Source organism: Xanthomonas translucens pv. cerealis (assembly GCF_006838285.1).
Classification (GTDB): Bacteria; Pseudomonadota; Gammaproteobacteria; order Xanthomonadales; family Xanthomonadaceae; genus Xanthomonas_A; species Xanthomonas_A cerealis.
The window spans coordinates 1,767,769-1,786,389 of record NZ_CP038228.1 but is presented as its reverse complement, the minus strand read 5'-3'; the positions used below and the strand labels follow the sequence as shown (position 1 = coordinate 1,786,389).

19 protein-coding genes are annotated in these 18,621 nt (G+C 68.3%); 13 read left to right on the top strand and 6 right to left on the bottom strand.

All coding sequences use genetic code 11. The features are described from left to right. Positions 1-76: 76 nt before the first annotated feature. Positions 77-658 (bottom strand): dimethylarginine dimethylaminohydrolase family protein, encoded by a 582-nt coding sequence (locus E4A48_RS07860; RefSeq protein WP_235426652.1) that lies wholly within the window; start codon positions 656-658, stop codon positions 77-79. A 174-nt stretch (positions 659-832) separates the two neighbouring features. Next, entirely contained in the window at positions 833-1,195 is a 363-nt protein-coding gene (locus E4A48_RS21560; protein ID WP_409976364.1) for a sigma factor, read from the bottom strand. A gap of 102 nt (positions 1,196-1,297) precedes the next feature. Between E4A48_RS21560 and E4A48_RS07850 the strand changes: the two genes are divergently transcribed. Together E4A48_RS07850 and E4A48_RS07845 are read left to right on the top strand one after the other, a co-directional pair. Then, a complete protein-coding gene (locus E4A48_RS07850; protein WP_039005030.1) occupies positions 1,298-2,821 on the top strand; it encodes a fumarate hydratase in 1,524 nt (507 codons plus the stop codon). Between the two features lie 84 nt (positions 2,822-2,905). Continuing rightward, positions 2,906-3,541, top strand: a complete 636-nt coding sequence (locus E4A48_RS07845) for a glutathione S-transferase family protein (protein ID WP_039005031.1) — start codon at positions 2,906-2,908, stop codon at positions 3,539-3,541. 73 nt (positions 3,542-3,614) lie between these two features. Here the strand turns inward: E4A48_RS07845 and E4A48_RS07840 are convergent, their stop codons facing one another. Together E4A48_RS07840 and E4A48_RS07835 are read right to left on the bottom strand one after the other, a co-directional pair. Continuing rightward, positions 3,615-4,766, bottom strand: coding sequence for a phospholipase A (locus E4A48_RS07840; protein WP_039005032.1), 1,152 nt, complete (start codon positions 4,764-4,766; stop codon positions 3,615-3,617). Positions 4,767-4,895: 129 nt separating this feature from the next. Continuing rightward, on the bottom strand, positions 4,896-5,357 hold the full coding sequence (locus tag E4A48_RS07835; protein WP_409976375.1) for a DUF456 domain-containing protein: 462 nt from the start codon (positions 5,355-5,357) through the stop codon (positions 4,896-4,898). 258 nt (positions 5,358-5,615) lie between these two features. Here E4A48_RS07835 and E4A48_RS07830 point away from each other — a divergent pair, with 258 nt between their 5' ends. After that, positions 5,616-5,831, top strand: coding sequence for a cold-shock protein (locus E4A48_RS07830; RefSeq protein ID WP_039005034.1), 216 nt, complete (start codon positions 5,616-5,618; stop codon positions 5,829-5,831). A 69-nt stretch (positions 5,832-5,900) separates the two neighbouring features. On the opposite strand, the gene E4A48_RS07825 is transcribed toward E4A48_RS07830, so the two are convergent. Together E4A48_RS07825 and E4A48_RS07820 are read right to left on the bottom strand one after the other, a co-directional pair. Further along, complete coding sequence (locus E4A48_RS07825; protein ID WP_039005035.1) at positions 5,901-6,377, bottom strand: glycine zipper 2TM domain-containing protein; 477 nt, start codon at positions 6,375-6,377, stop codon at positions 5,901-5,903. A 152-nt stretch (positions 6,378-6,529) separates the two neighbouring features. Then, complete coding sequence (locus E4A48_RS07820) at positions 6,530-6,961, bottom strand: hypothetical protein (RefSeq protein WP_142742184.1); 432 nt, start codon at positions 6,959-6,961, stop codon at positions 6,530-6,532. Between the two features lie 96 nt (positions 6,962-7,057). Here E4A48_RS07820 and E4A48_RS07815 point away from each other — a divergent pair, with 96 nt between their 5' ends. The 10 genes from E4A48_RS07815 to E4A48_RS20985 all read left to right on the top strand — a co-directional run bounded on the left by E4A48_RS07815 (position 7,058) and on the right by E4A48_RS20985 (position 18,275). Beyond that, positions 7,058-7,912: a tRNA threonylcarbamoyladenosine dehydratase gene (locus tag E4A48_RS07815; RefSeq protein WP_142742183.1), complete on the top strand. Its 855-nt coding sequence runs from the start codon at positions 7,058-7,060 to the stop codon at positions 7,910-7,912. A gap of 124 nt (positions 7,913-8,036) precedes the next feature. Beyond that, positions 8,037-8,183: a hypothetical protein gene (locus tag E4A48_RS20510; RefSeq protein ID WP_155521945.1), complete on the top strand. Its 147-nt coding sequence runs from the start codon at positions 8,037-8,039 to the stop codon at positions 8,181-8,183. A gap of 159 nt (positions 8,184-8,342) precedes the next feature. After that, positions 8,343-9,059: a 4-hydroxy-tetrahydrodipicolinate reductase gene (gene dapB / locus E4A48_RS07810; protein WP_142742182.1), complete on the top strand. Its 717-nt coding sequence runs from the start codon at positions 8,343-8,345 to the stop codon at positions 9,057-9,059. A gap of 161 nt (positions 9,060-9,220) precedes the next feature. Further along, positions 9,221-10,375 carry a glutamine-hydrolyzing carbamoyl-phosphate synthase small subunit gene (carA, locus tag E4A48_RS07805; protein WP_039005041.1) on the top strand — a complete coding sequence of 385 codons (1,155 nt, stop codon included), beginning with the start codon at positions 9,221-9,223 and terminating at the stop codon, positions 10,373-10,375. Beyond that, complete coding sequence (locus E4A48_RS07800; protein WP_142742181.1) at positions 10,372-10,746, top strand: four helix bundle protein; 375 nt, start codon at positions 10,372-10,374, stop codon at positions 10,744-10,746. Before carA ends, E4A48_RS07800 begins: the two co-directional genes overlap by 4 nt. Position 10,747: 1 nt before the next feature. Further along, positions 10,748-13,990, top strand: coding sequence for a carbamoyl-phosphate synthase large subunit (carB, locus tag E4A48_RS07795; protein WP_142742180.1), 3,243 nt, complete (start codon positions 10,748-10,750; stop codon positions 13,988-13,990). 8 nt (positions 13,991-13,998) lie between these two features. After that, a complete protein-coding gene (greA, locus tag E4A48_RS07790) occupies positions 13,999-14,463 on the top strand; it encodes a transcription elongation factor GreA (RefSeq protein ID WP_170867603.1) in 465 nt (154 codons plus the stop codon). Between the two features lie 4 nt (positions 14,464-14,467). Then, positions 14,468-15,388: a phosphoglycerate mutase gene (locus E4A48_RS07785; protein ID WP_142742179.1), complete on the top strand. Its 921-nt coding sequence runs from the start codon at positions 14,468-14,470 to the stop codon at positions 15,386-15,388. Beyond that, positions 15,385-17,115, top strand: a complete 1,731-nt coding sequence (gene recJ, locus E4A48_RS07780) for a single-stranded-DNA-specific exonuclease RecJ (RefSeq protein WP_142742178.1) — start codon at positions 15,385-15,387, stop codon at positions 17,113-17,115. Before E4A48_RS07785 ends, recJ begins: the two co-directional genes overlap by 4 nt. Positions 17,116-17,342: 227 nt before the next feature. Beyond that, positions 17,343-18,275: a VIT domain-containing protein gene (locus tag E4A48_RS20985; protein ID WP_058196867.1), complete on the top strand. Its 933-nt coding sequence runs from the start codon at positions 17,343-17,345 to the stop codon at positions 18,273-18,275. Positions 18,276-18,621 lie beyond the last annotated feature (346 nt).

Here is an 18,621-nt window from a genome sequence, read left to right as displayed (position 1 = left end):
GTCTGCCCTGCAGTGGGCTTGGTCGGCAATGCCCGTCGCGACTGGAGTCGCTCGCACAACGAAAGCGCGCGTCGCCTCACTCGTCCAGGCGCAGGGTCAGGCATTTGGCCGCGCCGCCGGCCTTGAGGAATTCGTCCAGCGGGGTCTGCACCACACGGTAGCCGATCTTGGCCAAGGCCGCGCACAGATCGGGCGAGGCGCGGTTGAGCAGCAGGTGTTGGTCCAGGTCCAACGCGTTGCAGGCGAAGGCGAGGGCGTCGGCTTGGCTCACCGCGATGCGTCGCGCCGGCGGGATGCGGCGGGCGATCGCCTGCTGGGCGGAGTTGTCGAAGGCGGCCGGGTAGTACAGCAGGTAGCCGTCGCGCAGCGGGAAAAAGCAGGTGTCCAGGTGGTACAAGCGCGGATCGACCAGGCGCAGCGGCGTCACCTCGATGTCCAGCAGGTCGGCCAGCTCATGCACGGCGGCGAGGTCGCTGCGATGGCCGTGGCCCATCCACAGCCGGTGTGCGCCGCGCTCCAGCAGCGCGTCGCCGGCGCCTTCGAAGCGTACGTCCTCGGGCAGCGCGCGGATGCGGAAGCCGGCGCGGCGGCACCAGTCGGCGAACAGCGCTTCCTGGCCGCGGCGCTCGGCATGGCGGAAGCGGCTGGGCACGATCATGCCCGCCTCGCTTTGCGTTGGTGATGCGCAAACGCTAGCGGTGTCGTATTGCTGTTTGCGGTCACCAAAGCCGGGATGACCCGCCATTGAGCTGTTGAAAGCGGGGATTGGGGATTGAGAAGCGGGCGGCGTACCGGCATGCGCCGCTGCGCTTACGGCATTGCCGGTTGCAGGTCAATGCCTGGCCGGTTCCAGGCGTGGCGTGCATGTCGATGCAGCAGGCACAACGGTTAAACTGGGAGACGCGCAGGAACACCAGTTCCGCTTGTCCGGATTCATCAGGGTCAGCGCCTCGACGATGCGCTCGCCGTCGATCACCACCCGCACCGCCGAATGCAGCCGCGCGCCGATCAAGCCCAGCATTGACGGTCGCCTTTGACCGTGCCGATCCGCGCTTGCAGGCCCAGGTCGCGCCACCGCCAAGCGCAGCCAGGCGTCCTGCAAAAGCTCCTCGGCGTCGCTGCGGCTGCCGAGCAGGCGATAGGCCAGGCCGAACAGCCGGGGACGTTGCGATGCGAAGGCGGGATCGGGACGCATGGCGACCAGGACGGGACAGCGCGCGCCGGCGTGACAGCGGGCGAGGCGGTCACTTTGCCCTAAAATGGCCGGGTTTCCCCCCCGCCAGCCGTAGAGCCAGCCGTGACCTCGATCAAGCAGGAAGACCTCATTCAGTCCGTCGCCGACGCGCTGCAGTACATCAGCTACTACCACCCGGTCGATTACATCAAGAACCTGGCCGCCGCCTACGAGCGCGAACAGTCGCCCGCGGCCAAGGACGCGATCGCGCAGATCCTGATCAACTCGCGCATGTGCGCCGAGGGCCACCGCCCGATCTGCCAGGACACCGGCATCGTCACCGTGTTCCTGGAAATCGGCATGAACGTGCGTTGGGACGACGCCACGATGGGCGTGGAGGACATGGTCAACGAGGGCGTGCGCCGCGCCTACAACCATCCGGACAACAAGCTGCGCGCCAGCGTGCTGGCCGATCCGGCCGGCAAGCGCGCCAACACCAGGGACAACACCCCGGCCGTGATCAACACCAAGATCGTGCCGGGCGACCACGTCGAGGTGATCGTGGCGGCCAAGGGCGGCGGCTCGGAAGCCAAGAGCAAGTTCGCCATGCTCAACCCGTCCGATTCCATCGTCGACTGGGTGCTCAAGACCGTGCCGACCATGGGCGCCGGCTGGTGCCCGCCGGGCATGCTCGGCATCGGCATCGGCGGCACCGCCGAGAAGGCCATGCTGCTGGCCAAGGAAGCGCTGATGGAGCCGATCGACATCGTCGATCTGCAGGCGCGCGGCGCGTCCAACCGGGCCGAGGAACTGCGCCTGGAACTGTACGAAAAGGTCAACGCGCTGGGCATCGGCGCGCAGGGCCTGGGCGGCCTGACCACGGTGCTGGACATCAAGGTCAAGGACTACCCGACCCACGCCGCCAACCTGCCGGTGGCGCTGATCCCGAATTGCGCGGCGACCCGCCACGCGCACTTCACCCTGGACGGCAGCGGCCCGGTGATGCTGGAGCCGCCGTCGCTGGAGGACTGGCCCAAGCTCACCTACAACCCGAGCAACGCGCGCCGGGTGAACCTGGACAGCATCACCCGCGAAGAGGTCGCCAGCTTCAAGCCGGGCGAGGTGGTGCTGCTCAACGGCAAGCTGCTGACCGGCCGCGACGCCGCGCACAAGCGCATGATCGACATGCTCAACCGCGGCGAGACGCTGCCGGTGGATTTCACCAACCGCTTCATCTACTACGTCGGCCCGGTCGATCCGGTGCGCGACGAAGTGGTGGGGCCGGCCGGCCCCACCACCGCCACGCGCATGGACAAGTTCACCCGGCAGATGCTGGAGCAGACCGGCCTGCTCGGCATGGTCGGCAAGTCCGAGCGCGGCGACGCGGCGATCGCGGCGATCCGCGACAACAAGGCGGTGTACCTGATGGCGGTCGGCGGTTCGGCCTACCTGGTGTCCAAGGCGATCAAGGCCGCGCGCGTGCTGGCATTCGAAGACCTGGGCATGGAGGCGATCTACGAGTTCGAGGTCAAGGACATGCCGGTCACCGTGGCGGTGGATGCCAGTGGCGAGTCGGTGCACAAGACCGGCCCGCGCGAATGGCAAGCGCGCATCGGCAAGATTCCGGTGGTGGTCGAGCCGGCCTGAGCCGGCGCCGCCGCAGGCGCCGCGCGGCATGCGAGACTGCCGCCGCCGTGGTCATCCGGCTGCGGTGGCTTACCAGGAGATTGCATGAGCGCCACCCTGTACCACTCGCCCAGCACCGCCGCCCTGGTGGTGCACTGGCTGCTGATCGAACTGGACGTGCCGCATACGCTGCACGCCCTGGACTTCGAACGGCGCGAACACAAGGCGCCGGAATACCTGCAGCTCAATCCGGCCGGCGTGGTGCCGACGCTGCTGCTGGACGGGCAGGTGCTGACCGAGGCGGCGGCGATCGCGTTGCATCTGGCCGACCTGCATCCGCAGGCCGGGCTGGCGCCGCCGCCCGGCAGCCCGGCGCGGGCCGCGTACTACCGCTGGATGCTGTTCTGCGCCAACACGCTGCAGCCGGCCTACCGCGCCTGGTTCTATCCGCACGAGCCGGCCGGTGCCGACAACGCCGAGGCGAGCAAGGCGCAGGCGCGGCAAACGTTGGAGGCGGCGTGGGAACAGGTCGCGCAGCATCTGCAGGCGCACGGCCCGTACCTGCTCGGCGTGCAGCTATCGGCCGCCGATTTCATGTTGACGATGATGATGCGCTGGTCGCGCAACATGCCGCGGCCCAGCGACAGCTGGCCGGCGCTGCAGGCGCATGCGCAGCAGATGAAGGCGCGTCCTGCGTTCCAGGAAACCTACCGCCGCGAAGGCCTGACCGACTGGACCTGAGCGCGGCGGCGGCAGTGTCGCGCGACGGCCGCTGACGGCCGCCGCGCGATGGTGCTTCAAGGCCGCTCGGGCCTCAGTACCACTCCAGCAGCGACACGCCCAGGCCCACATAGGTGGCGCGGTGGTTGTAGTCGATCATGCTCTCGCCGTAACCGTCGAACACCTGCACATGGCCGCGCAGCAGGTTGCTGATCGGGAAGCCCCAGTCCAGCTGCAGCGCGCCGTGCGAGCGGTCGCCGCTGCGCAGCGAATGCCGCGCCATCAGCGAGATCTCGTGGCCGCCGCGGTTGTAGGTCAGGGTGGCGTCGCCGCGGCCCATGTAGTCCTCGATGTCCGGGTTGTTGTCCTGGCGTTCGTTCTCCGGGATCCGGTACCACGGGCGCAGCACCAGCGCCCAGTTCTCGCGGTCCAGGCCGACGTTGAGGATCGCCCGGTTCCAGCTGCGCGAGAACGGATCGCTGCGGCCGTTGGACTGGTGGGTGAGCTGGATCCCGGTCATCCGCCCCTTCCAGCCGAACAGGCTGTAGTTGTTGCGGAACACCAGCGCCAGTTCCGGCTCGTAGTTGGTCTCGCGGAACGGCCGCGACTGCTCGCTGTTGTAGACCTGCCAGCGCGAGCTCTGGGTATAGGCGCCCCACAGGTCGCCGTTGTCGCCGAAGATGTTCTCCACGATCTTGGTCTTGAAGCTGAGCTGGAACTTGGCTTCGATGCTGTCCAGCGACTCGGGGCTGGTCACCGTGTCGTTCGGGTTCGGCGAGGACGGCGTCTCGTTCTTCTTGCTGGTCCAGAACGCCGGCAGCAGGTACACCGGCTTGTAGGCGCGCAGTTGGAAGGTCCCCAGCTTGGAGTCCTTGGCCAGCTCCCAGCGGCTGTCCAGCAGCGAGCCCTTGCCGGCGTTGGCGATGGTGGCGTCGTAGAGGTCGTTCTTGAACAGCGTGGCGGTGTGCTGGCGGGTGCGCTCGGCCAGGCCGGCGTCCTGCGGGATCGCGGTATCCAGCTGCTGCTTCTGGTTCTCGCTGGCCGTCTTCGCCGCCGCATCGGCTGCCTGCGGATCGGCGACCCGGCGCGACAATGCCTGGTCGTAGCACGACAGGCGCGCGGCGTTGCTGGTGATCGCCACGCAGGCTTCGGGCGAGGCAGGGGTGGGTTTCACTTCCTGGGCGTGGGCCAGCGGCATTGCCGCGAAGGACAGCAGCAACAAGGGACGGGCCGGGCGATGGATCATGCAGGTTCTCTCGAAAATAGGCGGCGCGGGCGGGGAGTGCGCTGCCGATGTGAATAGCCGGCTGCGAAAATACAGCAGGCGGCATAACGGGGTCATCACACGTTCATTTCGCTACAGCTGCGCCGCGACTCAGAGCAGCCAGGCCGCCGCGAACAGGCCGACCATCGCCAGCGCCAGCGCCAGCTTGGCGGCGGTGCCCAGCACGATGCCCAGCCAGGTGCCGAGGCCGACCTGGGTCGCCTGCTGCAGCTGCCGGCCATGCCAGTACTCGCCAGCCAGCGCGCCGACGAAGGGGCCGACGAACAGGCCGATCGGCATGAAGAACAGACCCGCCACGCTGCCCAGCACCGAGCCCCACAGCGCCTTGCGGCTGGCGCCGACGCGCTTGGCACCGAACACGGTGGCCAGGAAATCGACCAGGAACGACAGCAGCGTCAGCACCCCGAGCACCGTCAGCATTACCCAGCCCACCCGCTGGAAACCGTCGGCCCAGGCCGCCAGCAGCAGCCCGGCGAACAGCAGCGGCATGCCAGGCAGCGCCGGCAGCACCACTCCGGCCAGCCCCAGCAAGACCAGTAGCCCGGCGACCATGTAGTAGATGAACGTAGGATCCACGCAGTTTGCTCCGGGGCGATTTTCGGGTTGACAAAAAGGGTGTTTTTGCTGATTGCATTTTCATTTTCGCCGCGGTAAGTTTTCGGCCGCTGCGTTTGCAAAGGTCACCGTGAATCGTGGCCTGATGCGGTAGATCCAGTGCTCCGCTACAGCGTTATACCTCGCTTCCTCCTTGCAACCAGCCGCCGAACCCCCGGCGTACCCACCTCTGAGACTGTTTCAAGGAGTAAGTCCATGACTGACGGCAATCGCGAAACCGGCATCGTGAAGTGGTTCAACGATGCCAAGGGCTTCGGTTTCATCAGCCGCGAGAACGGCGAGGACGTGTTCGTGCACTTCCGCGCCATCCAGACCCAGGGCTTCAAGAGCCTGAAGGAAGGGCAGAAGGTCAGCTTCACCGTGGTGCAAGGCCAGAAGGGCCTGCAAGCCGATGCGGTGCAGCCGGTCTGACCCCGGCGCGCGCAGCAAAAAGGCCCGCAGTCGCGGGCCTTTTTGCCTTGCAGCGGACCGTGCCAGCGCTTAGCGCGGCACCACGCGGCCGTTGACCACGCGCACATAGGTGTTTTCGCGGATCCCGGCCAGGTCGCGCTGGTTGACCACGATCACCCGGCCATCGTCCATCTGCACGTGCACGTCGTAGCTGTCGCTGGTGACGTTGTTCTGGATCTGGTTGCCGGCCAGGGCGCCGGCCGCGGCGCCGGCCACAGCCGATACGTTCTGGTTGCCCTTGCTGCCGCCGGTGTGGTCGGAGACTTCATGGCCGGCGATCGCGCCGACGATGCCGCCCAGGACCGCGCCGGCGCCGGTGGGCGCGGTGCGGCCCGAACCCACGGTATCGATGCGGGTGACGATGCCGCAGTCCGCGCAGCGATTGTCCGAATAGCCGCGCGACGGCTGGCTATAGCCGCCACCACCACCGCCATAGCCGGGGGACGTGGCGCAGCCGGCCAATGCCAGAACGGCGACGGCGCCAGTAGCTAGTAGATGAATCTTCATGTGTGCTCTCCTCGACGGACGGTGATCGCGGCAGACCCGCGTTTGCACGCATCCTGTCCGCCAGCGTGTGAATGCAACGCCAATCGCGACGCGGGCGCGGCGCTGAGGCGCTGCAGCGTCAGGGGCAATTCATCGAGACGCGCGGTGGCGGGTCAGCGGAAATCGCGGTGGCAGGCGGCGCAGCCCTCGTCGAGGCGATGGGTGAGCTGGTCGAGCGCGGCGCAGGTGCTCGGTGGTGTGGCCTGCGCCGCATCCAGGGTGGCCCGCAGCGTGCGGGCGTGTTGCTGGAAGCGGCTGTCGTCGCTGAGTCCGGGAAACGCGGTTTCCAGATCGTTGCCGAGCAGGCGCAGCGTCTGCACCCGCGCTTGCAGGTCGGCGGCACTGCAACGGTTCTGGGCATGGCTGCGTTGCAGCAGGGCCAGTTGCCTGTCCATCACCTGCATCAGACTGCGCGGGAACGGATCCTGGCGCGCCTGCAATGCGCGCATCACCATCACCGTCGCGACCAGGCCGATCAGGATGCCGGCGAGCAGCACGAACAGGTAGCGCGAGGCGCTGGAAGCGGGGGCGCGTGGGCTGGCCATGGCGGGCGGGCGTGCAGGACGGAAGCGCGATAGTACGCCCGTCGCCGCTATCTGCATGGCGCCGCCGCCGCGTCGCCGATGAAATAAACTGCGCGCATGAACGAACAACTGCGTGAGCGCTTCGCCGGCATCGACCGGCTGTACGGGCGCGGGACCATCGAGCGCCTGGCGCAATGCCGCGTGGCGGTGGTGGGCATGGGCGGTGTCGGCTCGTGGGTGGTGGAGGCCTTGGCGCGGTCGGCGGTCGGCCATCTGACCCTGATCGATGCCGACGACATCTGCCTCTCCAACACAAACCGCCAGTTGCCGGCGCTGCAAGGCCAGTACGGGCGCAACAAGGCGCGGGCGATGGCCGAGCGCTGCGTGGCGATCAATCCGGCGATTGAGGCGACAGCGGTCGAGGCGTTCCTGACCCCGTCCAATATCGCCGCGCTGCTCGGCGGCGGCTTCGACCTGGTCATCGACGCCTGCGACAGCTTCCGGGTCAAGGTCGAAGCCATCGCCTGGTGCCGCCGGCGCAAGCTGCCGCTGCTGACCGTAGGCTCGGCCGGCGGGCGCACCGACCCTACCCTGGTGCGCATCCGCGACGTGTCTCGCACCGAGCATGACGCGATGCTGGCGCTGATCCGCAAGAAGCTGCGTGGCGAATTCAATTTCCCCAAGAACCCGCAGCGCTACTTCGGCGTGCCGGCGGTGTACTCGCTGGAGAACGTGCGCTATCCGCAGGCCAACGGTAGCGTCTGCGGACTGCGCCCGCAGCTGGGGCCGGATGCGGCACTGAATCTGGACTGTGGCGCCGGACTGGGGGCGGCTACCCACATCACCGGCGCGTTCGCGTTCGCCGCGGCGGGCAAGGCTTTGGAGATGCTGTTGAAGCCCAAGCGTGAGCAGGCGAGCGTGGCAACGGTGGCAGTGCAGGCGGACGACGCGGCGAGAATCGATGCGGTCTGAGGCAAGTTGCGTTGGAGAAATCAACGCTTTCGCGCTTGTTTGAACACAAGCGACTTCAGGCTACCTCTAAAAATCCCGCCTGCTTTGGCAGCATAGGATCTGAGCCAACAGCCGAGGCCCTGCGATGATCGGCGTGTTTGCCGGACACGAACATGAGTCCAAGCGCCAGCAGATGGGCGAGCCGCTGGCGGTGTTGTCTGGCCATCACTCCGCGATGCACTGCCATCGTCTTGAAGACGCGCGTCTGCTGCGTCTTGGCAGCTCATCGTGATGAAACTACGGGTTGTTCGAGGTGCCCTGAAGTCGCGCAAGCGCAGTGCGGGACTTTCCGGCTCCGCATGCTGTCGGCGCTCAGGCGGTTGTCATCGCCAAGCAGCGCCATGACCCGATACCCCTGTCGCCCACCGCGACAAACCGCTACCTTGTGGCGATGACCAGTTCCCCCGTAAGTGTGTTGATTCATGGTGCGTCCGGCCGCATGGGCCAGGCGCTGTTGCGCCTGGCCGTGCAGGACCCGGCGCTGCAGGTGGTGGCGGCGGTGATCCGGCGTGCGCCGGCGCAGCGGGTCGTCGATGGGGTGCCGTACTTCGCCGCGGCCGAACTCAACGGTGCGCCGGCGTTCGACGTGGCAGTCGATTTCAGCCTGCCGCAGGGCTTCGACCCGGTGCTGGCGCTGTGCGTGGCGCGGGGCGCGGCGCTGGTGTCCGGCACCACCGGCCTGGACGAGGCGCAGCGGCAGGCGTTGGCCGACGCGGCGGCGCGCATCCCGCTGATCTGGGCGTCCAACTTCAGCCTCGGCGTGGCGGTGCTGAACGAGCTGGTGGAACGCGCCGCCGCGGCGTTGCCCGGCTGGGACTGCGACATCGTCGAATCGCACCACGTGCACAAGCAGGACGCGCCGTCCGGCACCGCGCTGACCCTGGGCGAGGCGGCCGCGTACGGCGGCGCGCAGCCGCGCTACGCCAGCCTGCGCGCCGGCGACATCGTCGGCGAGCACCTGGTGCAGTTCGCCGGGCTCGGCGAGCGGGTGGAACTGGTGCACCGCGCCAGCAACCGCGACATCTTCGCCCGCGGCGCGCTGCATGCCGCCGCGCGCCTGCCGGGCCGCGCGCCCGCGGCCTACCGGCTGCGCGACCTGCTGGGCTGAACGGCGCTTTCACATAAACGTCTGGCGCGGACAGGTCCGCGTCGGTACAATTCTCGCTCGCCTGTTACCCATCGCCACGAACCCGGAGAAGCGCCGAGTTCGCGGTTTCTTGCAGCCGCAAGTTGGTGGGGCAGGGTTCCTCTCTCCCCAAGGCGAACCCCGTGACTCAACCCGCAATCCTTGTCCTTGAAGACGGCACCGTGTTCGAGGGCGAATCCGTAGGCGCCGCCGGCCTGTCCGTCGGCGAAGTGGTGTTCAACACCGCGATGACCGGCTACCAGGAGATCCTCACCGATCCCTCCTACGCCCGTCAGCTGGTCACCCTGACGTACCCGCATATCGGCAGCACCGGTTGCACCGACCAGGACGACGAAGCCGCCCAGGTCTGGTCGGCCGGGCTGATCGTGCGCAGCGTGCCGCGCCGTCCCAGCAACTGGCGCAGCCAAGGATCGCTGCCGGACTGGCTGATCCAGCGCGGCGTGGTCGCCATCGCCGGCATCGATACCCGCAAGCTGACCCGCATCCTGCGCGAGAAGGGATCGCAGAACGGTGCGGTGATGGCCGGCGAAGTGAACGTGGAGACCGCGCTGGAAGCGGCGCGAAAGTTCCCGGGGCTGAAAGGCATGGACCTGGCCAAGGTGGTCTCCACCGACAAGGCCTATGCGTGGCGCGACGGCCAGCTCGACCTGGACAGCAACGCGTTCGCCCAGGCCGCACCGACGTACAAGGTCGTCGCCTACGACTACGGCGTGAAGCTCAACATCCTGCGCATGCTCGCCGAGCGCGGCTGCGAGGTCACCGTGGTGCCGGCGCAGACGCCCGCCGCCGAGGTGCTGGCGATGCATCCGGACGGCGTGTTCCTGTCCAACGGCCCGGGCGATCCGGCGCCGTGCGACTACGCGATCGCGGCGATCAAGCAAATCGTGGCCAGCAAGATCCCGACCTTCGGCATCTGCCTGGGCCACCAGTTGCTGGCGCTGGCCGCCGGCGCACAGACCCTGAAGATGGGCCACGGCCACCACGGCGCCAACCATCCGGTGCAGGACCTGGACAGCGGCCGGGTGATGATCACCTCGCAGAACCACGGCTTCGCGGTGGACGAAGCGTCGCTGCCGGCCAACGTGCGGGTGACCCATCGCTCGCTGTTCGACGGCACCAACCAGGGCATCGAACTGACCGACGCGCCGGCCTTCAGCTTCCAGGGCCATCCGGAAGCCTCGCCGGGCCCGCGCGATGTGGCGCCGTTGTTTGATCGGTTTACGGCGTTGATGCGGGACCGGGGACAGGGGACAGGGGACCGGGAGGCGAGGGCTTGAGCCCTTCGCATTTCAGAGAACTCGAGGTATGGCGTTTGTCCGTCGAGCTTGCCAAGTCGGTCTACATATTGACTGCGGACTTTCCGAGGGAAGAGCGCCATGGACTCACGTCGCAGTTGCAACGCGCGGCCGTTTCAGTGCCATCCAACATCGCCGATGGCAATGCGCGCGCATCGACGCGCGACTACGCCCGCTTCGTTTCGATGGCGCGCGGTTCGATCGCAGAGCTACAGACGCAGCTGACGTTGGCCTCGGATATCGTCATGGATATCGCCGAACGGGTCGGAAAAATGCTGCATAAGCTGCACTACTCACTTAATCAACGGCTGGAAACCGGGTCCCTGGTCCCGGGTCCCCGGTCCCGGAGCTGACATGCCCAAGCGCACCGACTTAAAAACCATCCTCATCATCGGCGCCGGCCCGATCGTCATCGGCCAGGCCTGCGAGTTCGACTACTCCGGCGCGCAAGCGTGCAAGGCGCTGCGCGAGGAGGGCTATCGGGTGGTGCTGGTCAACAGCAACCCGGCCACGATCATGACCGACCCGAACATGGCCGACGCCGTGTACATCGAGCCGATCAACTGGCAGACGGTCGAGAAGATCATCGCCAAGGAAAAGCCTGATGCGCTGCTGCCGACGATGGGCGGGCAGACCGCGCTGAACTGCGCGCTGGACCTGGCCGACCACGGCGTGCTGGAAAAATACGGGGTGGAACTGATCGGCGCCAAGCGCGAAGCTATCATGATGGCCGAGGACCGCGAGCTGTTCCGCGTGGCGATGGGCGAGATCGGCCTGGAATGCCCGAAGGCGGCGGTGGCGCACACCCTCGAGGAAGCGCTGGAGATCCAGACCCGGGTCGGCTATCCGACCATCATCCGCCCCAGCTTCACCCTCGGCGGCAGCGGCGGCGGCATCGCCTACAATCGCGAAGAGCTGATCGAGATCGTCGGCCGTGGCCTGGAGCTGTCGCCGACCAGCGAAGTGCTGGTCGAGGAGTCGGTGCTGGGCTGGAAGGAATTCGAGATGGAAGTGGTCCGCGACACCGCGGACAACTGCATCATCGTGTGCTCGATCGAGAACCTGGACCCGATGGGCGTGCACACCGGCGACTCGATCACCGTGGCCCCGGCGCAGACCCTGACCGACAAGGAATACCAGCGCCTGCGCGATGCCTCGATCGCGGTGCTGCGCAAGATCGGCGTTGATACCGGCGGCTCCAACGTGCAGTTCGGCATCAACGCGCAGACCGGCCGCGTCGTTGTCATCGAGATGAACCCGCGCGTGTCGCGTTCCTCGGCGCTGGCCTCCAAGGCCACCGGCTTCCCGATCGCCAAGGTCGCCGCCAAGCTGGCGGTCGGCTACACGCTGGACGAACTGAAGAACGAGATCACCGGCGGCCTGACCCCGGCCTCGTTCGAGCCGTCGATCGACTACGTGGTGACCAAGATTCCGCGCTTCGCGTTCGAAAAGTTCCCGCAGGCCGATGCGCGCCTGACCACGCAGATGAAGTCGGTGGGCGAGGTGATGGCGATGGGCCGCACCTTCTCCGAATCGCTGCAGAAGGCGCTGCGCGGCCTGGAAACCGGCAAGATCGGGCTCGACCCGACCGGGCTGGATCTGGGCAACGAGGACGATATGGCCGCGCTCAAGCGCGAGCTGAAAGCGCCCGGTCCGGAGCGGCTGTTCTACGTCGCCGACGCGTTCCGCGCCGGCATGAGCGTGGAGCAGGTGCATGCGTTGTCGTTTATCGATCCGTGGTTCCTGGACCAGATCGAGGACCTGATCGCGCAGGAGAAGCAGCTGGCCGCCGACGGCCTGGGCTCGCTGGATGCCGCGCGCCTGCGTACGCTCAAGCGTGCCGGTTTCTCCGATGCGCGCCTGGCCGAACTGTGCGGCACCAACGAGGCCGCGATCCGCGCGCTGCGCCGCGCGCACAAGGTGCGCCCGGTGTACAAGCGGGTGGACTCGTGCGCGGCCGAATTCGCCACCGACACCGCCTACCTGTATTCGACCTACGAGGACGAGTGCGAGGCCAAGCCGAGCAACCGCGACAAGATCATGATCCTCGGCGGCGGCCCCAACCGCATCGGCCAGGGCATCGAGTTCGACTACTGCTGCGTGCACGCGGCGCTGGCGCTGCGCGAGGATGGCTATGAAACCATCATGGTCAACTGCAACCCGGAGACCGTGTCCACCGACTACGACACCTCCGACCGCCTGTACTTCGAGCCGCTGACCCTGGAAGACGTGCTGGAGATCGTCGAGCTGGAGCAGCCCAAGGGCGTGATCGTGCAGTACGGCGGGCAGACCCCGCTGAAGCTGGCGCGCGCGCTGGAGGCCAACGGTGTGCCGGTGATCGGCACCAGCCCGGACTCGATCGACCTGGCCGAGGACCGCGAGCGCTTCCAGCAGCTGGTCGACAAGCTGGGCCTGAAGCAGCCGCCGAACCGCATCGCGCGCAACTCTGAAGAGGCGCTGGTGCTGGCGCGCGAGATCGGCTATCCGCTGGTGGTGCGCCCGAGCTACGTGCTCGGCGGCCGCGCGATGGAGATCGTCTACGGCGAATCGGACCTGGCGCGCTACGTGCGCGACGCGGTCAAGGTCTCCAACGACTCGCCGGTGCTGCTCGATCGCTTCCTCGACAACGCGGTGGAAGTGGACGTGGACATCATCGCCGACAAGGACGGCAAGGTGCTGATCGGCGGGGTGATGGAGCATATCGAGGAAGCTGGCGTGCATTCGGGCGACTCTTCCTGCTCGCTGCCGCCGTACTCGCTGTCGGCCAAGACCCAGGCCGAACTGCGCCGCCAGGTGGTGATGCTGGCCAAGGGCCTGAACGTGGTCGGGCTGATGAACACCCAGTTCGCGGTGCAAGTGGACGAGGCCGGCGACGACATCGTGTTCCTGCTGGAAGTGAACCCGCGCGCCTCGCGCACCGTGCCGTTCGTGTCCAAGGCCACCGGCATGGCGCTGGCCAAGATCGCCGCGCGCTGCATGGCCGGCAAGACCCTGGCCGAGCAGGGCGCGCTGAAGGAGATCGTGCCCGACTACTACTCGGTGAAGGAAGCGATCTTCCCGTTTGCCAAGTTCCAGGGCGTGGACCCGATCCTCGGCCCGGAGATGCGCTCCACCGGCGAGGTGATGGGCGTGGGCCGCAGCTTCGGCGCCGCGTTCGCGCGCGCGCAGGAAGCCGGCGGGATCAAGGCGCCGCCGCTGGGTAAGGCGTTCCTGTCGGTGCGCGACCCGGACAAGCAGCGCGTGCTGCCGGTGGCGCAGGCGCTGGTCGAGCGCGGCTACACCCTGGTGGCCACCAGCGGCACCTGCGCGTGGCTGCGCCAGCACGGCCTGCAGTGCGACCAGATCAACAAGGTGGCCGAGGGCCGCCCGCATATCGTCGATCTGATCAAGAACGGCGAAATCGTGTATATCGTCAACACCACCGAGGGCCGCGCGGCGATCTCCGATTCGTTCTCGATCCGGCGCGAAGCCCTACAGCATCGGGTGACCTATTCGACCACCGTCGCCGGCGCTCGCGCGCTGGTGCATTCATTGGAATTCCGCGGCACCGGTCCGGTCTGGGCGCTGCAGGAACTGCACAAGGAGCTGGAAGCGTGAGAGCCCCGATCACCATGCAAGGCGCGCTGCGGTTGCGCGAGGAACTGGACCAGTTGAAGTCGGTCAAGCGGCCGCAGGTCATCGCCGCGATCGCCGAGGCGCGCGCGCACGGCGACCTGAAGGAAAACGCCGAGTACCACGCCGCGCGCGAGCAGCAGAGCTTCATCGAAGGCCGCATCAAGCAGCTGGAGAGCGAGCTGTCGCACGCCGAGATCATCGACGTCAGCAAGCTGGCGGTCGGCAGCAAGGTGGTGTTCGGCGCGACCGTCACCCTGGCCGACGTGGAAAACGACGAAGAGAAGCGCTACCAGCTGGTCGGCGATCTGGAAGCGGACATCAAGCTGGGGCTGATCGCGATCTCCTCGCCGCTGGCGCGCGCGCTGATCGGCAAGCTGGAAGGCGACAGCGTCAGCATCGACGCCCCGGCCGGACGCCGCGAGTATGAGATCGTCAGCGTCGAATACGTCGGCTGACGCCGTGGCGGTCGCCACCTTGTTGTTGCCGGAGCGCGCTCGCCTGGCCGCTGCGGCGCTGACCGGCGAGGTGGCGCGGGCGTTCGGCCGCGCCGAGCGCGAGCGTCTGGACCCAGGCTCCGAAGCGCAGTTGCGCCGCCATTTCGCCCTGCCGCCAGGGCAATGGCCGGTGGCGGCGCTGACCCGGCAACTGGATGCCGGCGACGCTGGCGACGGCGTGTGGCTGCGCGCCGATCCGGCCTATGTAGTGCCGGACATGCAGGGCGCACGGTTGATGGCGCACGGCGAGATGCTCGCGATCGACGCCATCGACCTGGCCGCGCTGCTGCCGTCGCTGCAGGAGTTGTTCGCCGAGTCCGGCCTGGTTCTGGACGCGCCGGAACCCACTCGCTGGTATCTGCGCCTGGCATCGGACAGCGTGCTGCCCGATTTCGCCGCACCGGCGCAGGTGCTCGGCGCCGACCTGTTCGACCATCTGCCGCAGGGCGAGGGCGGGCGGCGCTGGCGGGCGCTGCTGACCGAGGCGCAGGTGCTGCTGCATCAGCATCCGTGGAACCGCGAACGCAGCGCGCGCGGGCAGCCGGCGATCAACTCGCTGTGGTTCTGGGGCGGCGGCGCGTTGCCGGCCAAGGTGAGCACCGCGCATGCGCAGGTGCGCAGCCGCGAGCCGCTGCTGCGCGCGCTGAGCCAGGCCGCCGGCGTCGACGCCGCGCAAACGCCGCGCGTCGATGCGCTGGTCGATCTGCGCCAGCTGCGCGCGCCCGAGCAGTTCGTCGGCGAGGTGATGCAGCCGCTGCTCGAAGCGCTGCGCCTGGGCGAACTGCAGCAACTGCTGCTGGATTTCGAGGACGGCGTGCGTTTCCGGATCGAGCACGAGCAGCGTTGGCGCTTCTGGCGGCGGCCGCTGGCGCGCCTGGACGCATGAGTCCGCCGCTGCGCATCACCCGGCGGCCGCCCGCCGAGGGCGGGCCGTGGACGGACAGTGTGCTGCCGCTGCTGCGGCGCATCTACACCGCCCGCGGCGCGCACGACGCCAGCCTGGCACAGCCTAAACTGGCGCAGCTGCTGCCACCGGATGCGCTGAGCGGCATCGACGCGGCGGTCGCGTTGTTGGCTTCGGCGATCGCCGCCGGCAAACGCATACTGGTGGTCGGCGATTTCGACTGCGACGGCGCCACCGCCTGTGCGGTCGCGGTACGCGGACTGCGCCTGCTCGGCGCCGCGCAGGTGCTGCACGCGGTACCGAACCGCATGGTGCATGGCTACGGCCTGTCGCCGGCGCTGGTCGCCGAACTGGCGCCGCTGCAGCCGGACCTGCTGGTCACCGTCGATCACGGCATCGCCTGCCATGCCGGCGTCGCCGCGGCCAAGGCGCTGGGCTGGCAGGTGCTGGTTACCGACCACCATCTGCCGGGCAGTGTGCTGCCGCCGGCCGACGCGATCGTCGATCCGAATCTGGCCGGCGACGTGTTCCCCAGCAAGGTGCTGGCCGGCGTCGGGGTGATCTTCTACGTGCTGCTGGCGTTGCGCCGGCACCTGCGCGAGCGCGGCGCGTTCGCCACGCAGGCGCCGGATCTGACTGTGCTGCTGGATCTGGTTGCGGTCGGCACCGTCGCCGACCTGGTGCCGCTGGACACCAACAACCGCGCGTTGGTATCGGCCGGGCTGCGCCGCCTGCAGCGCGGCGACGGCTGCATCGGTCTGCGCGCCTTGATCGAAGCCAGCGGCCGCGATCCGGCGCGGCTCAGCGCCAGCGACATCGGTTTCGCGCTGGCACCGCGGCTCAACGCCGCCGGCCGCCTCGAGGACATGGCACTGGGCATTGAGCTGCTGCTGTGCGAGGACCCGCAGCAGGCGCGCGCGATCGCCGCCACGCTGGAACAGATCAACGCCGAGCGCCGCGCGGTGCAGCAGCAGATGACCGACGAGGCCGAGGCTACCGTAGCGCAGGCGCTGCTAGCCGCGCCGGACGCGCCGCCGGTGGCGGTGTGCCTGTTCGATGCCGACTGGCATCCGGGCGTGATCGGCCTGGTCGCTTCGAAGATGAAGGACCGCCTGCACCGCCCGGTGATCGCCTTCGCCCCGGCCGAGCCGGGCAGCGACCAGTTGCGCGGCTCGGCGCGTTCGATTCCCGGCTTCCACATCCGCGACGCGATGGCCGCGGTGGACGCGCGCCGGCCGGGGTTGATGGACAAATTCGGCGGCCATGCGATGGCCGCGGGCCTGAGCCTGCCGCACGCCGCATTGGCCGAGTTCGAGCAGTTGTTCGGGGAGCATGCGCTGGCCAGCCTGGACGCGGCGCTGCTGCAGGCCGAACTGCTCAGCGACGGCGCACTGGATCCGCACGAACTGGACCATCGCCATGCCGAGGCGCTGCGCCTGGCCGGGCCATGGGGGCAGGGCTTCCCCGAGCCGCTGTTCGACGGCGAGTTCGAGGTGCTGCAGTGGCGCCTGCTGAAGGAGCGTCACCTGAAGTTGAGCCTGCGCTGCGCGGGCCGCGGCGAGCCGTTGAACGCGATCCATTTCAACGGTTGGCGTGGCGGCGAACCGGGCCGCCGCGTGCACATCGCCTACCGCCTGGTCGCCGACGACTATCGCGGCGGAGAGTCGGTGCAACTGGTGGTGGAGCACTGTCAGAGCCTGTCGGGCTGATCGATCGCGCTTATTCCCTCTCCCGCCGGGAAAGGGGTTGGGGTGAGGGTCCGGCGCGAAGCGTCTCGCGGAGTTTGGCTGTGCGAGGCCGCACCCGCACCCTCATCCGGCCCTGCGGGCCACCTTCCCCCGAAAAGGGGGGCCATGGTCCCGATGGGAGAAGGAACAACAACCCCGCAGCGCCGCACCGGACGTTCAAGCAGTACCGTCCCATCAAGGAGTGATCCATGCCATCCATCGCGCGCAAAGGCCTGTGCCTGCTGTTGCTGTCGTTAACCTCGGCCGTCGCCGTATCCGCGTGGGCGCAAACCGCGCCGGAGCGGCAACTCCTCGCCCCACTGCTGAAGACCGATCAGGGCGAGCGCCCGGTCGAACTGCGCTCGGCGACGGTGAGCGCACACGCCGCGGCCGGTCTGGCCGAAACCACGGTGGATCTACTGTTCTTCAACCCCAATGCGCGGGTGCTGGAAGGGCAACTGGCGTTCCCGCTGCGCGATGGCCAGCAGATCAGCGGCTTCGCACTGGACATCGACGGGCAGATGCGCGACGCGGTACCAGTGCCGAAGGCGCGCGGGCGGCAGGTGTTCGAGGCGATCGAACGGCGCGGCGTGGACCCGGGCCTGGTCGAGCAGACCGCCGGCAACCAGTTCCAACTGCGGCTCTATCCGATTCCCGCACACGGCAGCCGCCGCGTGCGCCTGGTCTATCGCGAGTCGCTGCCGCGCACTGCCGCCGGTTGGCAGTGGCGGCTGCCGCTGGGCTATGCGGCAAGCGCGCAGACGCTGCGCCTGGAGTTGAGCACCCAGGCCGCGCCGATGGACACCGCGGCGTTGCCTGCGGGCCTGCGGGCCTGCGCCTGTTGCCGGCGCCCGGCGGTTATGCGGCGGCGTGGTCGGGCACGCCAGCGCAATTGCCCAAGGAACTGGCGCTGTCGTTGCGCGCAACCCGCGATCCACGCGTTGCGCTTGGCAGCCACGACGGCCAGCGCTATTTCCAGGCGCTGCTGCCGATCGCCGATCTCCGTGGCACACGCCCGTTGCCGCAACGCATCGGCCTGCTGTGGGATGCATCGGGTTCGGCGCGGCAGCGCGACATTCCTGCGGAACTGGCCTTGCTGCAGCGCTATTTCGCCGCGCTCGGCAACGCGCAGGTCGATCTGATCGTGCTGCGCGACCGCGCCGAAGCGCCGCGCCGTTTCCAGGTCCGCGCCGGCGACTGGAGCGCGTTGCAAGCGACCCTGCAGGGCCTGCAACCGGACGGCGCCAGCACGCTGGGCGACTGGCGGCCGGCGGCGGACGTGCAGGAGTATCTGTTGTTCAGCGATGGCCTGGGCAACTACGGCGCGCAGACCTTGCCGGCGCTGGCGCCGGGCCAGCGTTTGTTCGCGGTCGATTCCGCCGGCGCGCATGCCGATAGCGCGCACCTCGCGGCAGTGGCGGAAGCCCGTGGTGGACGCGCGATCGTAGTGCATGGCTTGCAGGGCGTGCAGCAAGCCAGCGCACGGCT

Bases quoted from the DNA above. Each gene is read 5' to 3' on its own strand.
- E4A48_RS21560 (WP_409976364.1), bottom strand. From the start codon at position 1,195: ATGCGTCCCGATCCCGCCTTCGCATCGCAACGTCCCCGGCTGTTCGGC.
- E4A48_RS07860 (WP_235426652.1), bottom strand. From the start codon at position 658: ATGATCGTGCCCAGCCGCTTCCGCCATGCCGAGCGCCGCGGCCAGGAA.
- E4A48_RS07815 (WP_142742183.1), top strand. From the start codon at position 7,058: ATGAACGAACAACTGCGTGAGCGCTTCGCCGGCATCGACCGGCTGTAC.
- E4A48_RS20510 (WP_155521945.1), top strand. From the start codon at position 8,037: ATGATCGGCGTGTTTGCCGGACACGAACATGAGTCCAAGCGCCAGCAG.
- E4A48_RS07845 (WP_039005031.1), top strand. From the start codon at position 2,906: ATGAGCGCCACCCTGTACCACTCGCCCAGCACCGCCGCCCTGGTGGTG.
- E4A48_RS07820 (WP_142742184.1), bottom strand. From the start codon at position 6,961: ATGGCCAGCCCACGCGCCCCCGCTTCCAGCGCCTCGCGCTACCTGTTC.
- E4A48_RS07825 (WP_039005035.1), bottom strand. From the start codon at position 6,377: ATGAAGATTCATCTACTAGCTACTGGCGCCGTCGCCGTTCTGGCATTG.
- E4A48_RS07835 (WP_409976375.1), bottom strand. From the start codon at position 5,357: ATGGTCGCCGGGCTACTGGTCTTGCTGGGGCTGGCCGGAGTGGTGCTG.
- E4A48_RS20985 (WP_058196867.1), top strand. From the start codon at position 17,343: ATGCCATCCATCGCGCGCAAAGGCCTGTGCCTGCTGTTGCTGTCGTTA.
- dapB (WP_142742182.1), top strand. From the start codon at position 8,343: ATGACCAGTTCCCCCGTAAGTGTGTTGATTCATGGTGCGTCCGGCCGC.
- E4A48_RS07840 (WP_039005032.1), bottom strand. From the start codon at position 4,766: ATGATCCATCGCCCGGCCCGTCCCTTGTTGCTGCTGTCCTTCGCGGCA.
- carB (WP_142742180.1), top strand. From the start codon at position 10,748: ATGCCCAAGCGCACCGACTTAAAAACCATCCTCATCATCGGCGCCGGC.
- recJ (WP_142742178.1), top strand. From the start codon at position 15,385: ATGAGTCCGCCGCTGCGCATCACCCGGCGGCCGCCCGCCGAGGGCGGG.
- E4A48_RS07830 (WP_039005034.1), top strand. From the start codon at position 5,616: ATGACTGACGGCAATCGCGAAACCGGCATCGTGAAGTGGTTCAACGAT.